This window comes from Bacteroides sp. LFL-34 (assembly GCF_027257075.1).
GTDB classification, from domain to species: domain Bacteria; phylum Bacteroidota; class Bacteroidia; order Bacteroidales; family Bacteroidaceae; genus Bacteroides; species Bacteroides ovatus.
Window position 1 is genome coordinate 1 of the sequence record NZ_JAPQKZ010000024.1, and the last position, 21,269, is coordinate 21,269.

A 21,269-nucleotide genomic window follows, 5' to 3' on the forward strand; every position below is an offset into this window, starting at 1 on the left:
TCATAGTGAAATTCTTATGCCTAAAGATACAAAATCTTTAGGTAATAACAAAGCCCCAGCTTGTGAAAGTCGGGGCTTTGTGCGTAAAAAACAGAAGGTGTGCATTTTGACACACCTTCTTCTTTGTTAATCCGAGAATTTACTCTATATTTGTTGTTTAGTATCCGTATGAAAGGAGATTCCTATGATTGATTGGAACTATATGCTTAGCCAGATAGCAACAGTGGCTTTTGATATTCTTTATTTTGGAGCCATTATCGGTACGATTGTCATCATCATTCTTGACAACCGGAATCCGGTTAAAACCATGGCATGGATACTCATATTACTTTTCCTTCCTATTGTCGGACTTGTCTTTTATTTTTTCTTTGGGCGGAGTCAACGTCGCGAACGTATCATTGGGCAAAAAAGCTACGACCGCTTATTGAAGAAACCAATGGCCGAATATCTCGCACAGGATTGTTCGGACGTTCCTTATGAATACTCCCGTCTTATTCAGCTTTTCCAGCAAACGAATCAAGCGTTTCCATTTGAGGGGAACCGTGTGGCAGTCTATACCGAAGGATATACCAAACTTCAATCATTGTTGCGTGAACTGCAAAAAGCGAAGCAGCATATCCACATGGAATATTACATCTTTGAAGATGACGCTATCGGGCGTATGGTCAGGGATGTGCTGATAGAAAAAGCTTCTCACGGGGTTGAAGTACGGGTTATCTATGATGATGTAGGTTGCTGGCATGTGCCTAACCGTTTTTTTGAAGAAATGCGCAATGCCGGTATTGAAGTCAGGAGCTTTTTGAAAGTACGTTTTCCCTTATTTACCAGTAGGGTGAATTACCGCAACCATAGAAAGATTGTCGTTATTGACGGACGCGTGGGCTTCGTTGGGGGAATGAACCTGGCAGAACGTTATATGCGTGGCTTTTCTTGGGGGATTTGGCGAGATACGCATATCATGTTGGAAGGCAAGGCAGTGCATGGTTTACAAACGGCTTTTTTGCTTGATTGGTATTTTGTAGACCGTACGTTGATAACCGCTTCCCGTTATTTTCCGAAGATTGACTCTTGCGGAAGTTCTTTAGTGCAAATTGTCACGAGTGAGCCTATCGGGCCATGGAAAGAAATCATGCAGGGATTGACTGTTGCCATTACCGGTGCAAAAAAATATTTCTATATGCAAACACCTTATTTTTTGCCTACAGAACCAATATTAGCAGCTATGCAAACAGCAGCATTGTCTGGGGTGGATATACGCTTGATGTTACCGGAACGTGCAGATAACTGGATAACTCATCTTGGATCGCGTTCTTATTTGGCAGATGTGATGCAGGCAGGTGTTAAGGTCTATTTTTATAAGAAAGGTTTTCTACATTCTAAGCTGATGGTTTCAGATGATATGCTTTCCACTGTAGGCTCTACCAATGTTGACTTCCGTAGCTTTGAGCATAACTTTGAGGTGAATGCTTTTATGTATGACGTAGAAACTGCCCTTGAAATGAAAGAAATATTTCTTCAGGACCAGCGCGAAAGTACACAGATCTTTTTGAAGAATTGGGGCAGACGTTCGTGGAGACAAAAAGCTGCGGAGTCTATCGTGCGTTTATTGGCTCCGCTACTTTAATAAGGATGAAATTGTATTTGGATCTTATCTGAATAGTGAGAAGTTCACACTTCCATACACCCTTCTCTCAAGGAAATGTGGATTTTCTTCGAAATTATTATCTTTTCCATGCTCCAGTACCAATAATCCTCCTTCTTTGAGAAGATTATTCTGAAAGATTAATTCGGGTATTGTTTCCAACTCTTTTAAAGCGTAGGGAGGATCGGCAAAGATGAAGTCGAACTGTTCGCGGCCATTTTTGATAAACTTGAATACATCTCCGCGTATCGGCAGACATTTGTCTGTCTGCACCTCTTTCATAATTTTGCAGATGAATGAGTGATGTGCAGGATCTTTCTCAATGCTGATAACACGGTCGCATCCGCGGGATACCAATTCGATACTGATGCTTCCCGTTCCGGCAAACAAATCAAGAGCTGTTATTCCTTCTTCAAAATCGATATAGTTATTGAGTACATTAAACAGATTTTCTTTGGCGAAATCTGTCGTAGGGCGTGCTTTAAATGTCCGAGGCACGTCAAATCTTCTTCGTTTGTAAATACCGCTGATTACTCGCATGTTAATAAGGCTTGCATGTCAATATTAGTTGCAGGATTCATGATGAATACCTGTAGGATAAACTTTTTCAATTCACTCATTAAAACGTCTTTCTCCGGAAGTATTCCGGTTAGGTGTAACTCATCCCGTTCCTGATTAAACTCCAGTTGTTTCCAGGCGTACAATAAATAGTAAATACGGTCTTCTGTGTGCGTACATTCAAAGGAATTAGCCAGAAGCAGATGTCCTCGTTCAAAACAATAGATGTCAATGCCGTCTTTGCGTATAGAAGCATACATCTTCTTACTGTTTCCCAATCTGCTTTTTACAGAAAAATAATCGATGAATGGAGTAGATTGAGAATAGAAACGAGCTTCGGGATATTGTTCATTCAAAAAGGTCTGTGCGCTTTTGTCTATGCCGAAGATGACAGCTACATTATTCTTTCTTAGAATATTATAGAGCACCGTTTCGTTTTCTTTTTTCTGATGATTATGATAAAACAGAAGTTCCGCCTGTTCCTCTTCAAACAATTCTAATGGCGCAATCGTAAAACGCTTGCCTGCCATCATAATGTTTACTCGTTTGTAAGGATGATTGAGGAAATCCGATTCGTGAAAGAGTGTTTTTAGATTTGCTGTAAGGGATGAAGACGCATTTATCTCTTTCTCTATTATTGAAAGCGAATCGTCATGAATCGGGTTATAGATAGAAAAAGAAAATCCATCCGTACTAAGACGGATGGATAAAGTATATTGTTTTGATTTAGTAAAATCAATCATTATTCCCAGTTACCAGCACCATTGTTTGGAGTATCGATAGAACCTACCATCAAGCCGCTATATTTGCCTAGTTTAGAATCCAGGTCTTTTAGGTTGATGATTTCTTGTTTGTCAAGTCCGCTCAAATAAGTTTCGTATGGAGCTTTCACTTCGAACAAATATACCGGAGCACCAGACTTGGCAGTGTCATTTTTCACGTTCATTTCGAATTGAGCACCATTTCCGTGAGGAATATATTTCATAGAGTCGGCATTGAATCCTTTGGGATAGATAGTATCCAATACAGCTACCCACATAGTGTCACGTTTGAAGTTTTCAAGTCCCCATTTCTTAACTTCATCGTATCTACCGGTTTTCTTTGCTTTTTCGATGATAGCCATGGCTTTCTTTTCAGTCAGTCCATCTTCCAATTGCTTGTCAGTTAACATTCCCATCTTCATAACGAACGGCAATTTTTGATTTTTAACGAAATCAATCAGTGTGTCTAATTTGGGTGCATACATTCCGCGGTGCAGCGAACGGTATTCCTGCTGTGCCTTACGGATGTCGATCAAACGGGCAATGACTGCTTTTTCTCTTTCTTTTTTTGCGTTTTCAAAATTGATAGGACCCATAATGCTGGTGTAACAGATGTAAATCAGTGCAGCAGCACAAAGCACCAATACAATATTAAATACTGTTTTCATGATAAATTATGTTTTTAGTTGTTATATTCGCATCGCAAAAATAGAATAAATAAATTTAAATACGATAGTTCCTCGAACTTTTTTCTCGTACAAAAATGATAAATAACTATTTAGAAAGGCAAATTAAGGAAAATTTTCCTTATCAGCCAACTTTAGAGCAGGAAATTGCTGTAAAATCTCTTTCAGAGTTTCTGCTGTCCACACTGGCAGATGAAGTCTTTATCTTAAGAGGGTATGCTGGTACTGGTAAAACATCGTTGGTAGGGGCATTGGTGAAAACGATGGATCAGCTGCAGCAGAAATCTGTATTGTTGGCTCCTACAGGACGTGCGGCAAAAGTTTTTTCAGTGTATGCAGGACATCCGGCTTTTACTATTCATAAAAAAATATATAGACAACAATCTTTTTCTAATGAACTTAGTAACTTTTCGATCAATGACAATTTAGCTACCAATACATTGTTTATTGTCGACGAGGCTTCCATGATTTCAAACGAAGGACTGTCGGGCAGTATGTTTGGAACAGGACGTTTATTGGATGATTTGGTGCAATTTGTTTATTCAGGACAGGGATGTCGTCTCTTGTTAATGGGTGATACCGCGCAGCTTCCTCCGGTAGGAGAGGAGTTAAGCCCGGCACTTTTTTCCGATGCATTGAAGGGGTATGGACTTGAAGTACGTGAGATTGATCTTACTCAAGTAGTCCGTCAGGTGCAAGAATCCGGAATATTATGGAATGCCACACAGTTGAGGCAATTGATAGCAGAGGATGATTGTTATTCTCTGCCTAAGATAAAAATAGCAGGTTTTCCTGATATTAAACTGGTGCCGGGAACTGAACTGATAGAGGAACTAACTAATTGCTACGATCATGATGGTATGGATGAGACGATTGTTGTCTGTCGTTCCAATAAACGTGCAAACCTATATAACAATGGAATACGTGCTCAAATTCTTTGGCGTGAAGATGAATTGAATACAGGAGATATGTTGATGATAGCCAAAAATAATTACTATTGGACGGAGAAATATAAGGAGATGGATTTTATAGCTAATGGAGAAATTGCAGTTGTCCGGCGTGTTCGTCGAACTCGTGAAATATATGGTTTTCGTTTTGCCGAAGTTACTCTCCGCTTTCCTGATCAGAATGATTTTGAATTGGATGCGAATCTATTATTAGACACTTTACATTCGGACTCACCTGCATTGCCGAAAGAAGACAATGACCGATTGTTCTATACGGTACTTGAGGATTATATAGATATTCCAAACAAAAGAGACCGGATGAAAAAGATGAAAGCCGATCCGCATTACAATGCTTTGCAGGTGAAATATGCATACGCAATAACCTGTCATAAAGCGCAAGGCGGACAGTGGCAGAATGTGTTTTTAGATCAGGGGTATATGACAGATGAGTATTTGACTCCGGATTATTTCCGGTGGTTGTATACAGCTTTTACTCGGGCGACAAAGACACTGTATTTGGTGAATTACCCGAAAGAGCAGGTGGAATAGTTTTGTTTTTTGAATGACTCTTAATCTTTATATGATTTAGAGTTTTAAGGTTACATTGATTATATAATCAGTTGATTTCAATATTGTTGGATTCAAAAAGGTCTTTGAGTACTGGTTGTGGTTTGTTTATAGATGAAAAGAGTATTTTAAGATAAGAGCTAGCATTAGATAAAAATAGATAGCAATAATCCCTTTATTTGACTCTATTCACAGATTTGGAAAGAGTAAATAAAGGGATTCTCTATAAATTATTTCTCTATATATTAATTATTTGTAAACAATAGTAGTTGCATCATTCTTAGTTAACTTTGGTATCACTTGACCAGTCTTTAAATAAAGAGTCTTAATTTTGCTGCTACGATTGGCGTTTAAGTTTGTTAATGCTGGACATTCCGAAGCATCAATTGACGTAACATAATCATAACTTGCATACCAGGAAACAAGACTTAAATCCAAAGACTCAAGTTTACTACTGATGACTTTAAGACTTTCTGCCTCCGAATAAACATAGCTACCTCCTGCATTGAAACTAGTAATTGGATTATCTCCCAAATTATACTCTTCACAAATAGTAGGGCTATTAAATGTGAGTGATGATACCTTATGTAAACCTGAAATATCAAGCTTTTTCATGTTTGAACAATAACCTAAACGTAATGAAGTCAGGTTAGGGAAATACTCTATTCCGGTTAAATCTTTAATCTGGTTAGAGTATGAGGTGTTAGAGAATGAAGTTGCGTTTAATCCTTCTTCAAGAATAATACATTTGGTATCATCAATAGGGAGAGCCCAACCGTTAGATATACAAAGTGCTCGAAGAACGGCATCTGGAATTTCCACAGGGCTGGCGTCCGGATCTTTTTGAACAATAGCAATATCTTTTACTAATGTACCACTGGTTTGGGCAATATGAATTGTACCTCCACGCGAAGCTGGTGATGCGGATAGTTTATAAGTAACAGTAACCGTAGTCAAACCATCATCGCCTTTTTGTGGTTCGGAAATTGATTGATCAGTAATCCAATCTTTCCCTTTTGTTATGGAAATAGCGTAATTGACGTTGTATTTCACTTTAAAAGAGATAGTTCGTGCTGTTAGATCATATGTTAAAGTGTTACTTTCGGTGATAATTGCATCTGTTTGTTTTTGATTAATATCTACATTGACACTTTCAGTAACGAGTGGGCTTGAGATTGTAATTTTTGTACTACGATCTTTATATGTCTTGTTCTCGGCAGCAGTGAATGATAAAGTTACTTTGCCACCGAATTCATTACGTCTATCGAATGTCAGCCACTCTTTACCACCGTCACTATATGTTATCGTTGGGTCGGCCACATTGGTATTAAGTTGAATTCTCACAGTACTTTTTTCTTTAGTAATAGAAAGAGCTTCGTCAGAAAGTAAATCCATTATATATGCAGGTTGAGACTCTACTTGTAGTGGCACAACTGAAGAACCTGTGAAAAACTTGAAGGTTGCAGTACGCTTTTCATCTAATTTGTTAGGATCGATGGTAAAAGTAACTACATCACCATCTTTACCTGAAGTTATTGACGGATGTGCCCAATCACATATTCCTGACAACCGCCAGTTATCGGAGCTTGTTACAGTAACTGTAGCATCCCCTCCATTTTTATCCACTTGGAGTATATTGGTCGATAGTGAGATTGTTGAATTACCATTATTGATTGATTCATCATCATCAGAACAACCCCATAGTAGGAGGGATACCGATAACACTATCATTAAATTCTTAAATAATTTCATATCTATTCTTTTTAAGGTAAAATATACATTAATCAGTTAATAGCTTCACGTTCTGTACTATTCTTTTTATAATAGTAACTTGGATAAACTAATGTTTCATCGTACAAACCTTTACAAACGGATTGGCATCTATATACTTGTGAACCATATAATGATGGGTCAAGTGCGAAGAACATGTAGTATCCATAACCAGCTTCTTTTCTAGAACGCGCTGTAGATTCACTTGAGTTGCCACTGCCTCGTCTTAGTTCTATTGACATACCAGCACACTGTTTCAATGTCATACCGGTACCTGGCCCAGCAGCACCACCATAGTCAGCTACAGCATAATCGCAATACTGACCAGGTTCGATACCATCGATAACTTGGAGACTACTTGAATACATGTTGCCAAGGTTATAGAGCGAGACAATTTTTTCCGGCATGACAGCTTTACATTCATACATTAATCGTGAACCTGCATAAGCTGATGGGCTTGCAAGCCAGGGGTTTGAAAGGTCTGGTGAGTTCGAATATTCGTCATCGAAAGCGACGCCGTCCAGATTATAAGCACGGCAATAAGCTGCCAGTTCCCGGGCGAATTCCCTAGCTCCCATATCCGAAAGTTGAGCGACACCAGCTTCGTCATGATTACCAAGGATGCTGATAATAATTTTCATACCAGCTTTACGCAATGGTTGTAGATACTTATCATTATTGTCGAGCAAGAATTGAACATTTTCATTGTTCGCTAAATATACTCGTTGTTTCTCTGGATCCCAATTGATATTAGCAGCAAAAAGTACGATATGGTCGAAAAAATATTTACCACTTTCAGTCAGAAACTCAAGGGCATTGAGCGGGTTAGTATCATTAACTTCGAAATAAAGAACTGTTTGTACCGCATCTTCTCCTTTGTTAGTATTAGGTTTGTTGCGATAATCTTGAACGAGAAGCACCATATGCTTGGACGTTTCAGTAAATGTTACTCCTTCAGTAGAAGATGTTACTGTCAAAGGTACTATGTAGGTTTTATCCTCTTCCATTCCATCAAACGCAGTCAGTGTAACTTTCACGCTTGGGGTAACTTTATCATCTGGGGCAAATACAAAAGTACCATTATTTGCGATTTTCACATTAGCGGCAGGAAACACTTCGAAATCCGTTTCATGGATAGTGTTGTATATAGCTGCATATGATTCCTCGACAGCTATTTGAACATCTACTCCTTTTTGAGGTAGTTTAGAAAGACGGAATACCACATTAGTGCTATATTCATTATTTCGGAGCTCGATTACCGAACTGTTTTTATTCGTATTTTCGTCCAATAATAATCCGCTCAGTTGAGTCGATGCCAAATAAGAAGATTCATCTATCTTGTTTCCTATTTCAATGTCTTCCTCACAAGATGTGAAGGTTGCCATAGTGAACATTACCACTGGCAGGAAAGCATATTTGATATTGTTTATCATATTCATATTCAATTCTTAGTTAAATGATTTATTATTGAGGCAATGAAACAGATTCCCATTTAGGTTCTTTTTCGATTGTCAAATCATAGCCACTCACGCTGTAATCTTTAGCTACTGTACCCGAACCTTCGTCGAATTTCCAATATGCAATGAGCCCTTCCGATTCAGGTTCTATTGTGTAGAAGTGATTTGTTGCCTGAATTTCTTCTGCTGTTAATGCACGATTCCAGATTCGTACTTCGGAAACGACGCCATCAAAATAGCGGTCATCTTTATAGGAATAACCTACCCAGAAACAACGTGAGCCGTCTTCCTCATTGGTATGTTTAGCACCAAGACTAACAGAACTCTTTCCCGTTGAACCGGAAAGCTTTTCTACGCCATTGATATATACTTTGACATTACCTTTATTGAATGCGACAGCTACATGATACCACTTGCCACTTTCAAGTTGAAGGTCTGCGCTTGTACAATTGTTAACAGAAGTAGCTACTTGAAGTTGGTTATTCGGAATGGTTGCGTCACCGATACGGAGCAAATAATTGCTTTCGATACCCATCAACGTGTTCAGAGTATTAGGGAATGAATTGGCCTTGAACAGTATCTCCATCGTATTCTCCGTTAGATTATTGAATTTGGAGTCATTCTTGAAGTCCGGATAAGCACGATTACGACTGATATTACATACCACATTAATAAGTGATGCTCCGCGGAATACATAATAATATGTCTTAGCACTTTGCAAAACGCCGATTCCTTCCACTGATTTAATAGTGACTGGAAGCACATAAGTGGTTTTGATATCAAGTTCTCCTGTATTAATGAATTCAATAGGCAATTCTGGACTAACTATACTACCTGATTTGATGGTAGTCGAAGTTTCTGGCATTGAATAATGTTCTTCAGAAAGAAGTACTGCAGTTTCATCGTAATATGCCAGTTTATAAGTTGATAAAAGTTCGGGAGCAGGTGACATAGTCACTTTGATATCATGTTCTTCAGGCTTTGCTATGGCTACTGAAAGACCAGTTTCTACATTTGTATCACCAGCTTTGAACAGTATTTCCTTAGTAAAGTTCGATGCCGAAATGAAGAGTTTATTGTCATAATGCTGTTCATTTTCATCGTTGTTCTGGCAACCGGCAAGAATTATTGAGAAACCGGCAAGAGCTGTAAATATTAAATTGTTTAATTTCATAAGGCAGTTTTTTATTTAACGGTTGGACTCAATATACTTATAGCTTCTTTTAAGGTTGGGTATACATTGCTGGCATTAAAATAGTCTTTTTCCGCTGCATCAATTGAAATTCCAGCTTTGGTGTAGTCAGGCGTCTTTGCCACTGCCCATTGAGCAGCTCCAATGATGGCAGATGAGCCATCTCCGAGTTCACCATTGTAACTCCCCGAATTGGTAAGATAAGGCGTTGTTACTCCCATGATGAAGCGGTCGGTTGGTACGTTTTTTGCTGATGCCATGAGTATGAGATAAGACATCTCGTATTGGTTTTTTGCTCCATGCGCATTGACAATGATGTATTTACAATCAGAAAGCAGACTTTTACCAATAACGTTCTGCGGGTAACCTTTGAAAAGCAAGTCCTTATTAGTATTCGCAACTTTCCAGTTAGCTACCGCGTCAAAGAATGCTCCTTGACGTGCTGTTTCAGCGGCAATTTCATTCTCTTCAACAAGCGAATTGAGGTCGAAGCCTGTATAATTCACTACAATTCCATCTACATCTAAAGCGTTACTTGCGGCGATTTGTTTAGTGACCTCACTTTTGCAGTATTCAATAAAACGTGTTGCATCGTCGACAGTCTCTTCTCCTTCTTCTCCATTTTCTGTTTCATCAGATTCGGGATTAGGTACAGCGTTGGCTGCTTCTTCTTCAAGAATCTTTTTCCATGCACTTTCTATAGCATCGAAATCAACTAATCCCAATACTTTTGTACCCAATCGACGTACTTCCTTCATCTCAGATATATTTGCCTGATTTACTTCCATTGTATTGTTTAGACAAATATAGTCGAGACTGTCAGGCATATCAGTAAGATGTTGACTGCGTGAGGTTGTTACAGTACTTACATTATTAACTGAAACAATTACTACCTGATGGTCTGTTGCTTTAAAGTTGTTGAGAGATTCCAGGTATTGAGCATAAAGTTCCGGATTTTGTTCCTCCATAGAAGGAGTATGTATATTGATGCTTTCTGGATCTGTCCAGTCAGAACACGAGAACTGCATCATAGAACATGCCAGCATTACAGGCATGAGATATTTTATTTTTCTTCTCATATATGCTATAATTAAGGTAATTTTATTTGTATAATTTAATATACTAAGTACTTGGTATATATTTTTATTTTTTGTTACTCATTGGTTGATTTATTTACAGTCCCACCATACGTGAGTTGCCATCGTATCTCCTCTTTTAGTCTTGGACTCTTGTGTCAATGTCGCAACTGCTGCTTCTACGCTTTCTCTATTTTCACGATATTCATCAGTTGGATATGGCATGCGTCGTGCACCTTCCGCATCATTAACAATTCCTCCACTTGCATTTGCTACCATTGGCATTAATTTAGGATAGCCTGTACGACGGTACTCAGTCCATGATTCCATACCATTTGGAAAGTTTGCAATCCATTTTTGAGTAATAATCTGTTCTAAGCTTTTTTCAAAATCACCTCCAGACCATGCCACAGTTACATTTGTATTAATAGCTCCAGAGTAATCATAAGTTTGGGCACTTTGTCCTTTCAGTGGATCTTTATATGCTTCTACTTTTCCCGTACTTGCAAGATAATTTTCGACTCCACTGGTAATTCCGTTTTCTTCAAACGACAAACGGATTCCTTCCTCATAGAAGTCTTTAGCTGTTCCTCCCATGTTCCAGTTACGAAGAGCTCCTTCAGCACGCAAGAAAGCGACTTCTGATGCACGGAACACAACTATATTATCACTCGTAGTGACTTTCATACAAGAAGAGCCTTGTGACCAGGAGTTATATTGTCCTTGCAGAATACCCCGACGTAAACCTACATAACTTTCTTCTCCAGTATATGCATTTCCCGACACGGTGCCAAAAGTACTTTTATCATAATATGCTTCGCGACGAGGATCGTTGTATGCATTCATGTAGCAGGTTAAATCCGCTGAAATTCGTGCATCTGACCATAGTACCATAAAACGTTGCCATGGATTATGATCGGCAACTTTACGATAAGCGCCATCAGTTGCAGCAGTCATAACACCTGCTGCTACAGCTTCTTCAGCCAATTGCTGTGATGTTTTTCCATTCACGTTAAATCCTGCTACATAGCAAGTACGCATCGCCATTCTTAGCTTCAAAGAGTTGGCAAACTTATACCATGCTGATGTATTGCCATTATAAATTCTATCAGCACTTGAGCTGAAGCTTTGGTTGCCAAACTTTCCTAATACTGTAATAATATTATCCAAATCTTCTAGCATTTTGGCATAGACAGCTTGCTGAGAATCATAAGGGGATTTGATCGCATTAGCTGCACCTACTTTTGAATAAGGGATGGGACCATATGTATCTGTTACACGTAACATTACGACGATACGATATAACTCGGCCAACGATAAGAAAAGTTCATCATCGCTTTGATTTTTCAAATTGAAGTAATCAGGATAAAACTTTGAATAAAAATCATTGAATGGAATTTTTTTCCAATCGTCTGAAGGATTATAAGTTGCGTAACGACCAGACCAACCTGTACCCAAATTGGAGTCTGCTACATATCCCGAAAATGCTCCTGCCATCAAACAGTCTACATATTGAGAAAAGTTCTCTTGTTCTGGCATCATCAAATCTTGTAAATTAAGAGCTAATGATCTTACCAAATACCAATCTACTCCCATGTCATTTTGGTCTGGTTCATGAGGATTTTTATTGTAATCTTCAAAGTTTCCTGTACATGCAGTTGCACCGAAAAGAAACATACCAGTGACTATAAACTGTATTATTGTATTTTTCTTCATCTTTTCCGTTTTTAGAATTTAAGTTTCAAATTGAATCCTACGCTACGAAGGCTAGGCATCATAAAGTAATCAATTCCCTGGTAATAGTTACCTGTAGTGGCTACAGATTCAGGATCGAAAGGAGCCTTGCAATAAATCATCCACAAGTTACGACCTACCAGCGAAAGAGTGATATCCATAATATTTTTCAATTTCTTTCTTGGGATAGTGTAGCTGACAGAAGCTTCTTGCAGACGTAAATTGGTAGCACTATAAGTGTAATATTGAGGAATACCGCTGTCGGCACCAACCACTGTATACCACTTTTGCGCGTCAATCATATCGTTGCCGTTTATCACGACTCCACCATTATCACGAGCTGCTGCTGTAGCTTCGGATACACCATAGGAGTCAAGAACGGCTTGAGTCGCAGAGTAAACGACTCCTCCCAAACGGGCAGTAAGAAGGAAGCCAAGTCCCCAGTTACCATATTGAAAGTCATTGCGCCATGCCATATTAGCTTTTGGAAAAACAGATCCTAAATAAATATCATCAGCTTTGTCATTCACTGCTACATTTCCATCGGCATTTACATAAATCTTATTATTTGAATCTCGAAGCAAGTCAGACTGTGAGTAGAGATCACCTAAAGATCCACCTACTTTTAGAATGAACCGTGCCTTTGATAAACCACCTACATCCATACGGTCTTTTGTTATTTCTTCACCGGTTACAGGGTTTATGTAACCATCAATCAGGCTTAAAATCTTGTTTTTATTGGCACTGAATGTGTAGTTAGAACTCCATGAAAACTTGTTCCATGTATTCTTGTAACCAAGTGAAAGTTCTACACCACGGTTACGTACGTTACCAGTCTGCGCATAGAATGTACTATAGCCTCCTGTTGGAGAAAGCTTTGCATCCATGGTTTGATTGTAAGTCTTGGTATTATAGAATGAAACATCAAAATTGAAATGTTTAAGGAAACGTGCAGTAAGACCTACTTCCCAAGAATCTGTACGTTCCGGTTTCAAATCATACAATGGATATGCAGACTGAGAAGAGTATGCTCCTGTTGAAGTATTCCATGAAAAAGTTGGATAAGCAAGGAAGCGTCCAAATGGTAGACCTACGGATGCCCAAGAAGCACGTAGTTTTAAGTATGAAATACTTTCAGGTAATTTGAAAAGTTCAGACAAAACAACAGAGCCTCCTACTGACGGGTAGAAAAAAGAAGACTGTTTTGAGTTCGGTCCCGCTAATTGACTTGGCCAATCATTACGTCCGGTAAGAGTCAAGTAGTAAGTACTTCTATAACCAACTTCTGCAGATGCAAATATAGATTGTGTTTGTTCACGATAACCAGTTTCTTCACGTTTCCCAGTTTCTTTATCCAATTGAGCAACTGTGAAAAAGTTAGGAAGTCCATTCGCTGCAATTGGTCCACTAACGGCAAGAGCTTCAGAACGATTGTCTGAATAAGATGCTCCGATATTAGCTGTTAAACTCCAATCCTCGCCAAATGTTTTATTTATATTCAACAATAAGTCTGCATATGTTTGCTTGTCACGAGTGTTTGTTACACCATAAAAACCATTTTCACCTTCAGCAATAGTTGCGATGGTAGAGGCATAGTATTTTTGTGTATATGTGTTGTATGAATTATCTAGACGTACACGTCCAGCTACGTTCAACCAACTTAGAATATCGTAACTTAAAGCTGCACTCAACATATAACGATCTTTGTCATTTTCACGCAAGTTACGATAATTAATCCAGTAAGGATTTTGTAAACGGAACGATCCCCCTCCTTGAGGCCAATATTGCGTATACATATTACGCTCTAAATCATAACGTTCGTACATTTTGTAATCTTCCCAGTCATTTCCACGCGGAAACAGGTAAGCAGAAGACAATGGGTTTGCATAAATACCTTGATTCACCATATTACGGTCTTTCTGCATAATATATTGAGCACCAACATCCAGTTTCATCTTATCTTCTAGAAAAAGAGTGGTGTTCCGGAATGTAAAGTTATAGCGGTCGTATTTGTTATTTGGAATAATGCCACGCGAATTGACGGCTGCGGCAGAAAGATATGTCTGATTGTGTTCAGTACCAGTAGAAAGTGTTACAGATTCTGTTCCAATAAGCCCAGTCTGAAAATAATCACTTGCAGGATCGTATCCGCGGTAATTAGCTTCATTCAATCTTTTACCCCAACTAGCATCTGTTCCAGAAGTTCCATAGCGATTCTGAAACTGTGGCATGACGAATGGAGATAACATTTCTGTATTACTAGATACGGTCAAGGCTACACGACCCACTTTTCCTTTTTTGGTTGTAATCACAATAGCACCATTAGATGCATTGCTACCATACAATGCGGCAGCAGCAGCACCAGACAAAACTGACATTGATTCAATGTCATCTGGGTTTATATCAGCTATAGCTTCTGTAGAGCCTTGCGATTGCATCTCTTCAGAACCACCAGAAGCGCTCAGGTTATACATTGGAATACCGTCGATAACATAAAGAGCATTAGACGATTGTTCGATACCCCTGGAGCCACGCATAACAACTTTACTTGCACCACCAATACCAGAAGAAGAAGAGTTGATATTTAAACCCGCAACCTTTCCGTTCAGTGAATTAATAAAGTTCGCATCTTTTACAGCTAAAGCTGATTCTGCATCGACCTGTGTGACATTATAACTCAAAGCTTTCTCTGAACGCTTAATACCCAAAGCTGTAACAACTACCTCGTCAATCACTTGGGTATCATCCATCATCGTAATATTAATGGCTGTCTGTCCTTTCAAAGGGATTTCTTGTGTCTTATATCCGATATAAGAATAAACAATAACTGGGTTATTGCTTTTTGTCACAATTTTGTAGTTACCATCCAAATCGGTAATAGCTCCGTCTGTTGTTCCTTTCACTAAAATGCTAACACCAATCAATGGTTCTCCTTTAGCATCTACAACTTGTCCGGTTATAGTACGTTCTTTCCCGCTTTGTTGTTGTAGTGAATCGGAATTTTCTTTTTCTGATAAATAAATTATATTCTCTTCTATTTTATAAGAGATATCTTTATTTTTCAAAAGTGTGTTTAAAACTTGCTCTAAAGAAGCATCTTTTACTTTTAAAGGTTCAACTGTGACAGTTGATAGCTTGTCATTGTAGAAAAATTGGTACTTTGATTGTGATTGAATTTGTTTAATTACAGTTCCTAAAGTTGTACGGGGAGTTGATAAGGTCAACTGTGCCGCAGCCCATTGTACAGGAACTGCTATCAACAAAAGAATCAATAAAGCTCGAAATAACTTCGACTTTCGAAGCGAATGTTTGCTTTCCATACATTTAATTTAATGGTTATACATTTTATTAAACTCAAAAAGAAGAGTGTCGACTTTCCCTTCCTTTGTTAATAAAACAATGCTAATATAATAAACACTTAGTCCATTTTCTCTTTTTTTTCGAAAAAAGTAAGAAATATCTGATATCTCCTTGAATAACCTATATTTAGAATTTACCAAGTACTTAGAGAACTTGGATGAAAATAATGTGATTAAAATCTTTAAGTGATAATATATATGAAAAGAATAGTAAAAAACAGTTTGTTTACAACAATATTGATGGTGTGGGGGATGATGTATTCCTCATGCGAAGGCTGGACAGACCCAGAAAGCATTAACATCCATTACCCTACATTTGAAGAGCAAAACCCGCAACTGTATGCTGACTATATCAGAGATCTGAAACGCTACAAGGATGGAGAACATAAGTTAGTCTTTGTCTCTTTTGACAATCCGGAAACTAATCCAATCAATCAAACCGAACGTCTCACCGCTATACTGGACAGTGTGGATTTTATCTGTTTGAATAATCCAGAAAAGCTCTCGTCTGAAACACAAGCCGAAATGGTAAAAATACGCGAGAAGAATATCCGCACGCTTTCCTGCATTAATTATGAGAGTTTAGAACAAGAATGGAACAATAAGGCAAAAGATAATTCCGAATTGACGGAAGAAGATGCACAAAGGTATCTGAATGAACGTACGGATGCTATGCTGGTTCTATGTGACAATTATGGATATGATGGTATCCTAATTGACTATACAGGACTTTCAATGGTGGGTATGCAAGAAGATGTGTTACAACAATACAAGGCACGTCAGCAAAACTTCTTCAGCAGAGTGTTGGATTGGCGGATTAAGCATACCGACAAAACATTGGTTTTTTACGGTTATGTGCAGTATTTGGCTCCAGAAAACATGGATATGCTGGATAAATACAATCATCTGATACTGAAAACCGCTTCTTCCAAAAACATGGAGGATCTGACATTAAATGTTTTTATGGCTATTCAAGCAGGCATAGACGTAGCAGGAACGAATGCGGATCTTGTTCCAAAAGATCGTTTTATTGCCTGTACACAGTTTCCTCAACAGGAAGATAAGGATATGATAATTGGTTATTGGGATACACGGGATGCAAATGGAAATAAAGTATTGGCTGCACAAGGTACAGCTCAATGGATTGTACAGGCATCACCAGATTATACCTGCACTGGTATTTTTATCATCAATATCCAAAAGGATTATTACAATAATACTTATGGAACAGTACGTGAAACTATTCATATAATGAATCCTAATAAATAGAAATACAATATGAAATTGCATATTTATCAATTAGCATTTATAGCATTTACTGCATTTACGGTAAGCAGCTGCAAGGATACGGATATTAATGATGAACATCATTATGACAATAAGCTTTATATAAGTTCGGTACCCGTAACAGAAGATTTACTGATTAAAGAAGATGTATTGTTTGACAGTCGTAAAATTACTTATCGGCTTGCTGCTCCTGTCGACAACGAAATCCAAGTCAGCTTTGATGCCAAACCATCTTTAGCGGCTACCTACAATCTAAGTTATGGAGATAATGCTACAGCACTTCCCGAAGCGTTTTATGATATTCCTGTGAAGAATGTTACGATTCAACCCGGAGGAATTTCTGGAGATGATATCATAGTGAATTTCGTTAATTTGAATCAATTGGACGACTCAAGACGTTATGTGTTGCCTGTTACAATCACAAATGTATCTGGAATTGGACTTCTTGAGAGTGCCCGTACTACTTATTTTATCATCAAAGGCGCTGCTCTTATTAATGTTGTAGCTAATATTAAAGAAAACTATTTTCCGATAAAATGGAATAGTGATGTAAGCAAGATGATTACTATTACAGTGGAAGCATTGGTACGAAGTGATGACTGGGTGACCAAACGTGATAATGCACTAAGTTCTGTTTTTGGAATTGAAGGTAATTTCCTTATACGTATCGGTGATGGCGACCGTCCACGTGATCAACTTCAGGCATTTGTGCCAGGTGGAAGTTTTCCTCCAGCAAATCACGCACCAGGTATTGGACTTCCGGTAGACGAATGGGTACACATAGCTGTTGTGTATAACACTGTCAATAAAAACCGAATCTATTACAAGAATGGTGTGGCGGTGTATAAAGACCAGTCAGCAAATAGTACGGTTGATTTAACTAAGAATTGCTATATAGGCCGTTCTTTTGATGGTACCCGCTGGCTTCCGGGAGAAATTTCAGAGGTTCGTATTTGGAGCGTAGAAAGAACTGCAGAGCAAATTGCAGATAATCCTTATAAAGTAAATCCTGCCAGTGAAGGACTTGTAGCCTACTGGAAATTTAATGAGGGGTCTGGAAAGGTTGTTATAGATCGTACAGGTAATGGAAATGATATCACTGCGAGTAAAGATCCGATATGGGTTCCTGTAGAACTTCCTCAAATATATTAATCCTTTTAATTAAAAAGAATATTATTATGAAACAAAAATATCTGATAACAGGGTTGATGGTTGCCATATTTGCAGGCGGCATAACTTGCCTTACCTCTTGTGATGATGATCTTGTCATAAATAAAGCAATAGATGAGTCAGCATATACTGGCATTTATGAAAACAATGGATACTTGCGTGACGGAAAGTCCAATTTGTCCTCTAACCTAGTGGAGCTATACAAAGATACTTATACTACTTCTGTAAAAATGAGTCTTAGTAAAATGGCGAGTACCAGTACTTTTGCTCAAGTAATTATTGATGCAGACTATTTGGATACTTATAACAAAGAGCATGAAACCGATTTTGAATTGTATCCTGCGCACTTGGTTTCTTTTAAGAATGACGGGAAGCTTATTGTAGATGCACAAACAAAATCTGCTCAGACTGACATCACCATTCAGACGGACGGCACTTTGAAAGAAGATAAAACCTATGCTTTACCTATAGCTCTTACCCACGTAAGTAGCGACATTACCATAAAAGATGAGAAAGCTGGTCATTGTATCTATTTGATAAAAGATATGAGAAAGTTAGGAAACACTTACAAAGGGGAAGATGTAGTAAAGTCATTTGTCTTCTTTGATGGTACAAATCCACTGAATGCTCTTTCTTTTCAACTGGAAAACGGAAAATTGCTGTGGGATGTAGTATCTCCATTTGCTGCCAATATCAACTGGGACGCACAAGCCCAACGCCCTTATTTAAAATGTAATGCTTACATACAATATTTGCTAGATAATAATGAGAAATTTTTGCAACCACTTCGTAAACGTGGAACTAAAATAGTATTAGGAATACTTAGTAACGGGGATATAACAGGAGTGGCGCAACTTTCTAAACAAGGTGCCAAAGACTTTGCACGAGAACTAGCTCAGTATTGCAAAGCATATAATCTGGACGGGGTATGTTTTGATGACGAATATGAAGGTGCTTATGATCCGAATAATCCAGCATTAACAGAGCCTAGTGAGGAGGCTGCGGCACGTTTATGCTACGAAACTAAACAAGCAATGCCTGATAAAATCGTAGCAGTATATGCATTAAGAAGAATGTATAGTTCGAAGGCAACCGTTGTTGATGGAGTAACTATTAAAAACTGGATAGATATTGTAGTTGGTGATTATGGTAGAGATCCTTCTCAAGTTCCGTATGGGGACCTGACATCCAAAGAATGTTCCGGTCAATCCATGGAGTTTGTTAGAGGTACAGGTGGCGATTTACAGGGACAAAGACTGATAAACCAAGGTTCTGGATGGTTTATGGGCTTTTCACCGAAGCCGGAAAATTATGGCAATGTATTCCGGCGTCTGTCTGATGTGAGAACTCTGTATGGTTCTCCGTTACAAGCACCTACCGTGTTCTACAAAGACAATGATGCCACACCTTACCAATATCCCGATGATTTGCAATAAATTAAAAAACAATTGTAGAAATGAGAACACTTTATAGATTTTTCTTATTATTGGCAGTCGGTTTGCTGACAGCCCTTTCTGGATGCGGCGAAGATGAAACTCCAAGTCTGGCTACCTATCCGGATAACAATTTTTCTCTTGTGGCGGAAGACGGAGAAGGCTCGGAAATAACAGTGAATGCCACCTATAATAATGAGGGTATATTAGAATTCGATAAACCCGTAATATTCACCTTTCGTTTTAACGCTTCACCCGAGGACGCAATAGTTACTTTTGAGCCAATCGGAGAAGATGTTGAGTTAAGTGATACCAAATTGATAATTCCGGCAGGCTATACGGATGCCAGTGTTACTTTGGGTATAAAAAATATGGATGTTTTTCAATCTAATTACGATGAAGCTACCTATAATTTAGGAGTGAGAGCTACTGTGCAAGGATATAAAATGCCATCTATTACCTTGGAGGCAAAAGCTTTGATAAAGAAAGAGGCGTATGTAGCTACAGGTTTCTTGGAAGGAAAAGTCGGTAATAAAACTACATTCGAACATACTTATTTCAACGGAGAATTTAAGGACACGGAGCGGAATCTATATACATTCAGTGTACAATTGGATCGTCCTGCTCGGAAAGATGTAAAGGTGAAACTTACAACGGAAGGAGTGGATGACGAATACCTGAAAGACATTAGTATTACTCCTGCAGAAATTATAATTCCTGCTGGTGAAAAGACATCAGGAGATATTACTTGGGAGATTACTAATGACTTTTTGTTGCGTACATCGGACGACTCGTCAAACACATTAAATATCACAGCTGTTTTTGAATGTGAAGATCCGGTCTTCGTGCAGGATGAGAAAAGAAGTTCTTTCACCTTGAATATAAATAAATATATAAGAGGATTTGAACACATATCTTACAAACGGCCTTCCGGTTGGATAGAATGGGCCAAACAGGGTTGGTCTGTAGATGTGGAAGATAGTAGTGATTTTTATCAAAACGATGGTGGCGGTTCGCTTATTGATGGTGAAACCAAAGGTAACTATGAAGGTATATGTTCTGATGGAGATATTTCATTTACACTCGATATGGGAGAGGAAAAAACAATCACTGGAGTAGGTCTTGATTATATATATTATTATGCTCCTCAAAATGTACAATTATCAGTTTCTTCTGATGGAAACACATGGAATTATCTAGGAAAAGTAGCTACTGCTGATGAGAATGCCGATTACTATCAATTCATTGAATCTATAACTGCACGGTATGTGAAATTTGATCTTTTGGCTTCTTGGGGATGTGAGCTTTATGAAATATACGTCTTTAAGTAGTATTGAGTCTAAAAAGAATATAGGTTAAAGTTTGTATTCGAGAGGCTGTCTCAAGATTGTTTTTGAGTCAGCCTCTTTTTAATTGCTTTTTCAAAGAACGGGCAGGCGCTAACTTTTCTAAGTCTAACGTTTGCTCATGTTCCTAAATATTTGAATTAAATGCTACATAGTGAAATAAAATATCTATCATAGTATCATTTATTTCAATAATCTTTTAATTATCAAAGGAATAAGTATGATAGATAGCTTTTAGAAAATGCATCTATCATACTTTTACCAGTAAAAACAGGTTATCTATC

15 protein-coding genes are annotated in these 21,269 nt (G+C 38.2%); 6 read left to right on the plus strand and 9 right to left on the minus strand.

The genetic code is table 11. The features are described 5' to 3' along the window. The first annotated feature begins 184 nt into the window (after positions 1 to 184). Positions 185 to 1,624, plus strand: a complete 1,440-nt coding sequence (gene cls, locus N5O98_RS15120; RefSeq protein WP_004314596.1) for a cardiolipin synthase — start codon at positions 185 to 187, stop codon at positions 1,622 to 1,624. Between the two features lie 24 nt (positions 1,625 to 1,648). Here the strand turns inward: cls and N5O98_RS15125 are convergent, their stop codons facing one another. Genes N5O98_RS15125 through N5O98_RS15135 form a run of 3 tightly spaced genes read right to left on the minus strand, consistent with a single transcriptional unit; the run spans position 1,649 to position 3,629 of the window. Continuing rightward, on the minus strand, positions 1,649 to 2,182 hold the full coding sequence (locus tag N5O98_RS15125; RefSeq protein ID WP_004314595.1) for an RsmD family RNA methyltransferase: 534 nt from the start codon (positions 2,180 to 2,182) through the stop codon (positions 1,649 to 1,651). After that, a complete protein-coding gene (locus N5O98_RS15130) occupies positions 2,173 to 2,943 on the minus strand; it encodes a DUF3822 family protein (RefSeq protein ID WP_004311006.1) in 771 nt (256 codons plus the stop codon). The genes N5O98_RS15125 and N5O98_RS15130 overlap by 10 nt, the downstream gene beginning before the upstream one ends. Next, a complete protein-coding gene (locus tag N5O98_RS15135; protein ID WP_004301363.1) occupies positions 2,943 to 3,629 on the minus strand; it encodes a hypothetical protein in 687 nt (228 codons plus the stop codon). Before N5O98_RS15135 ends, N5O98_RS15130 begins: the two co-directional genes overlap by 1 nt. Before the next feature lie 95 nt (positions 3,630 to 3,724). On the opposite strand from N5O98_RS15135, the gene N5O98_RS15140 reads away from it, so the two are divergent. Continuing rightward, positions 3,725 to 5,143, plus strand: a complete 1,419-nt coding sequence (locus N5O98_RS15140) for an ATP-dependent DNA helicase (protein WP_004311005.1) — start codon at positions 3,725 to 3,727, stop codon at positions 5,141 to 5,143. A 267-nt stretch (positions 5,144 to 5,410) separates the two neighbouring features. Here N5O98_RS15140 and N5O98_RS15145 read toward each other — a convergent pair whose 3' ends face one another. The 6 genes from N5O98_RS15145 to N5O98_RS15170 form a co-directional block, all read right to left on the minus strand. Continuing rightward, the gene (locus N5O98_RS15145) at positions 5,411 to 6,913 is read right to left on the minus strand and encodes a BACON domain-containing protein (protein ID WP_004311004.1); all 1,503 of its coding nucleotides are present in this window, start codon (positions 6,911 to 6,913) and stop codon (positions 5,411 to 5,413) included. Between the two features lie 32 nt (positions 6,914 to 6,945). Beyond that, positions 6,946 to 8,370, minus strand: a complete 1,425-nt coding sequence (locus N5O98_RS15150; protein WP_269495804.1) for a BT_3987 domain-containing protein — start codon at positions 8,368 to 8,370, stop codon at positions 6,946 to 6,948. A gap of 25 nt (positions 8,371 to 8,395) precedes the next feature. Further along, complete coding sequence (locus N5O98_RS15155) at positions 8,396 to 9,562, minus strand: DUF1735 and LamG domain-containing protein (RefSeq protein ID WP_004301367.1); 1,167 nt, start codon at positions 9,560 to 9,562, stop codon at positions 8,396 to 8,398. A gap of 11 nt (positions 9,563 to 9,573) precedes the next feature. Next, positions 9,574 to 10,659, minus strand: a complete 1,086-nt coding sequence (locus tag N5O98_RS15160; protein WP_004323633.1) for a glycoside hydrolase family 18 — start codon at positions 10,657 to 10,659, stop codon at positions 9,574 to 9,576. Between the two features lie 90 nt (positions 10,660 to 10,749). Then, on the minus strand, positions 10,750 to 12,372 hold the full coding sequence (locus tag N5O98_RS15165) for a SusD/RagB family nutrient-binding outer membrane lipoprotein (RefSeq protein ID WP_118161046.1): 1,623 nt from the start codon (positions 12,370 to 12,372) through the stop codon (positions 10,750 to 10,752). A gap of 11 nt (positions 12,373 to 12,383) precedes the next feature. Then, a complete protein-coding gene (locus N5O98_RS15170; RefSeq protein ID WP_004301370.1) occupies positions 12,384 to 15,710 on the minus strand; it encodes a TonB-dependent receptor in 3,327 nt (1,108 codons plus the stop codon). 237 nt (positions 15,711 to 15,947) lie between these two features. Here N5O98_RS15170 and N5O98_RS15175 point away from each other — a divergent pair, with 237 nt between their 5' ends. Genes N5O98_RS15175 through N5O98_RS15190 form a run of 4 tightly spaced genes read left to right on the plus strand, consistent with a single transcriptional unit; the run spans position 15,948 to position 20,970 of the window. After that, positions 15,948 to 17,018, plus strand: coding sequence for a glycoside hydrolase family 18 (locus N5O98_RS15175; protein ID WP_032856118.1), 1,071 nt, complete (start codon positions 15,948 to 15,950; stop codon positions 17,016 to 17,018). 9 nt (positions 17,019 to 17,027) lie between these two features. After that, positions 17,028 to 18,188: a DUF1735 and LamG domain-containing protein gene (locus tag N5O98_RS15180; RefSeq protein ID WP_022199432.1), complete on the plus strand. Its 1,161-nt coding sequence runs from the start codon at positions 17,028 to 17,030 to the stop codon at positions 18,186 to 18,188. 26 nt (positions 18,189 to 18,214) lie between these two features. After that, positions 18,215 to 19,642, plus strand: coding sequence for a BT_3987 domain-containing protein (locus tag N5O98_RS15185; RefSeq protein ID WP_118161047.1), 1,428 nt, complete (start codon positions 18,215 to 18,217; stop codon positions 19,640 to 19,642). 20 nt (positions 19,643 to 19,662) lie between these two features. Beyond that, positions 19,663 to 20,970, plus strand: a complete 1,308-nt coding sequence (locus N5O98_RS15190; protein ID WP_004301374.1) for a DUF4989 domain-containing protein — start codon at positions 19,663 to 19,665, stop codon at positions 20,968 to 20,970. Positions 20,971 to 21,269: the final 299 nt, after the last annotated feature.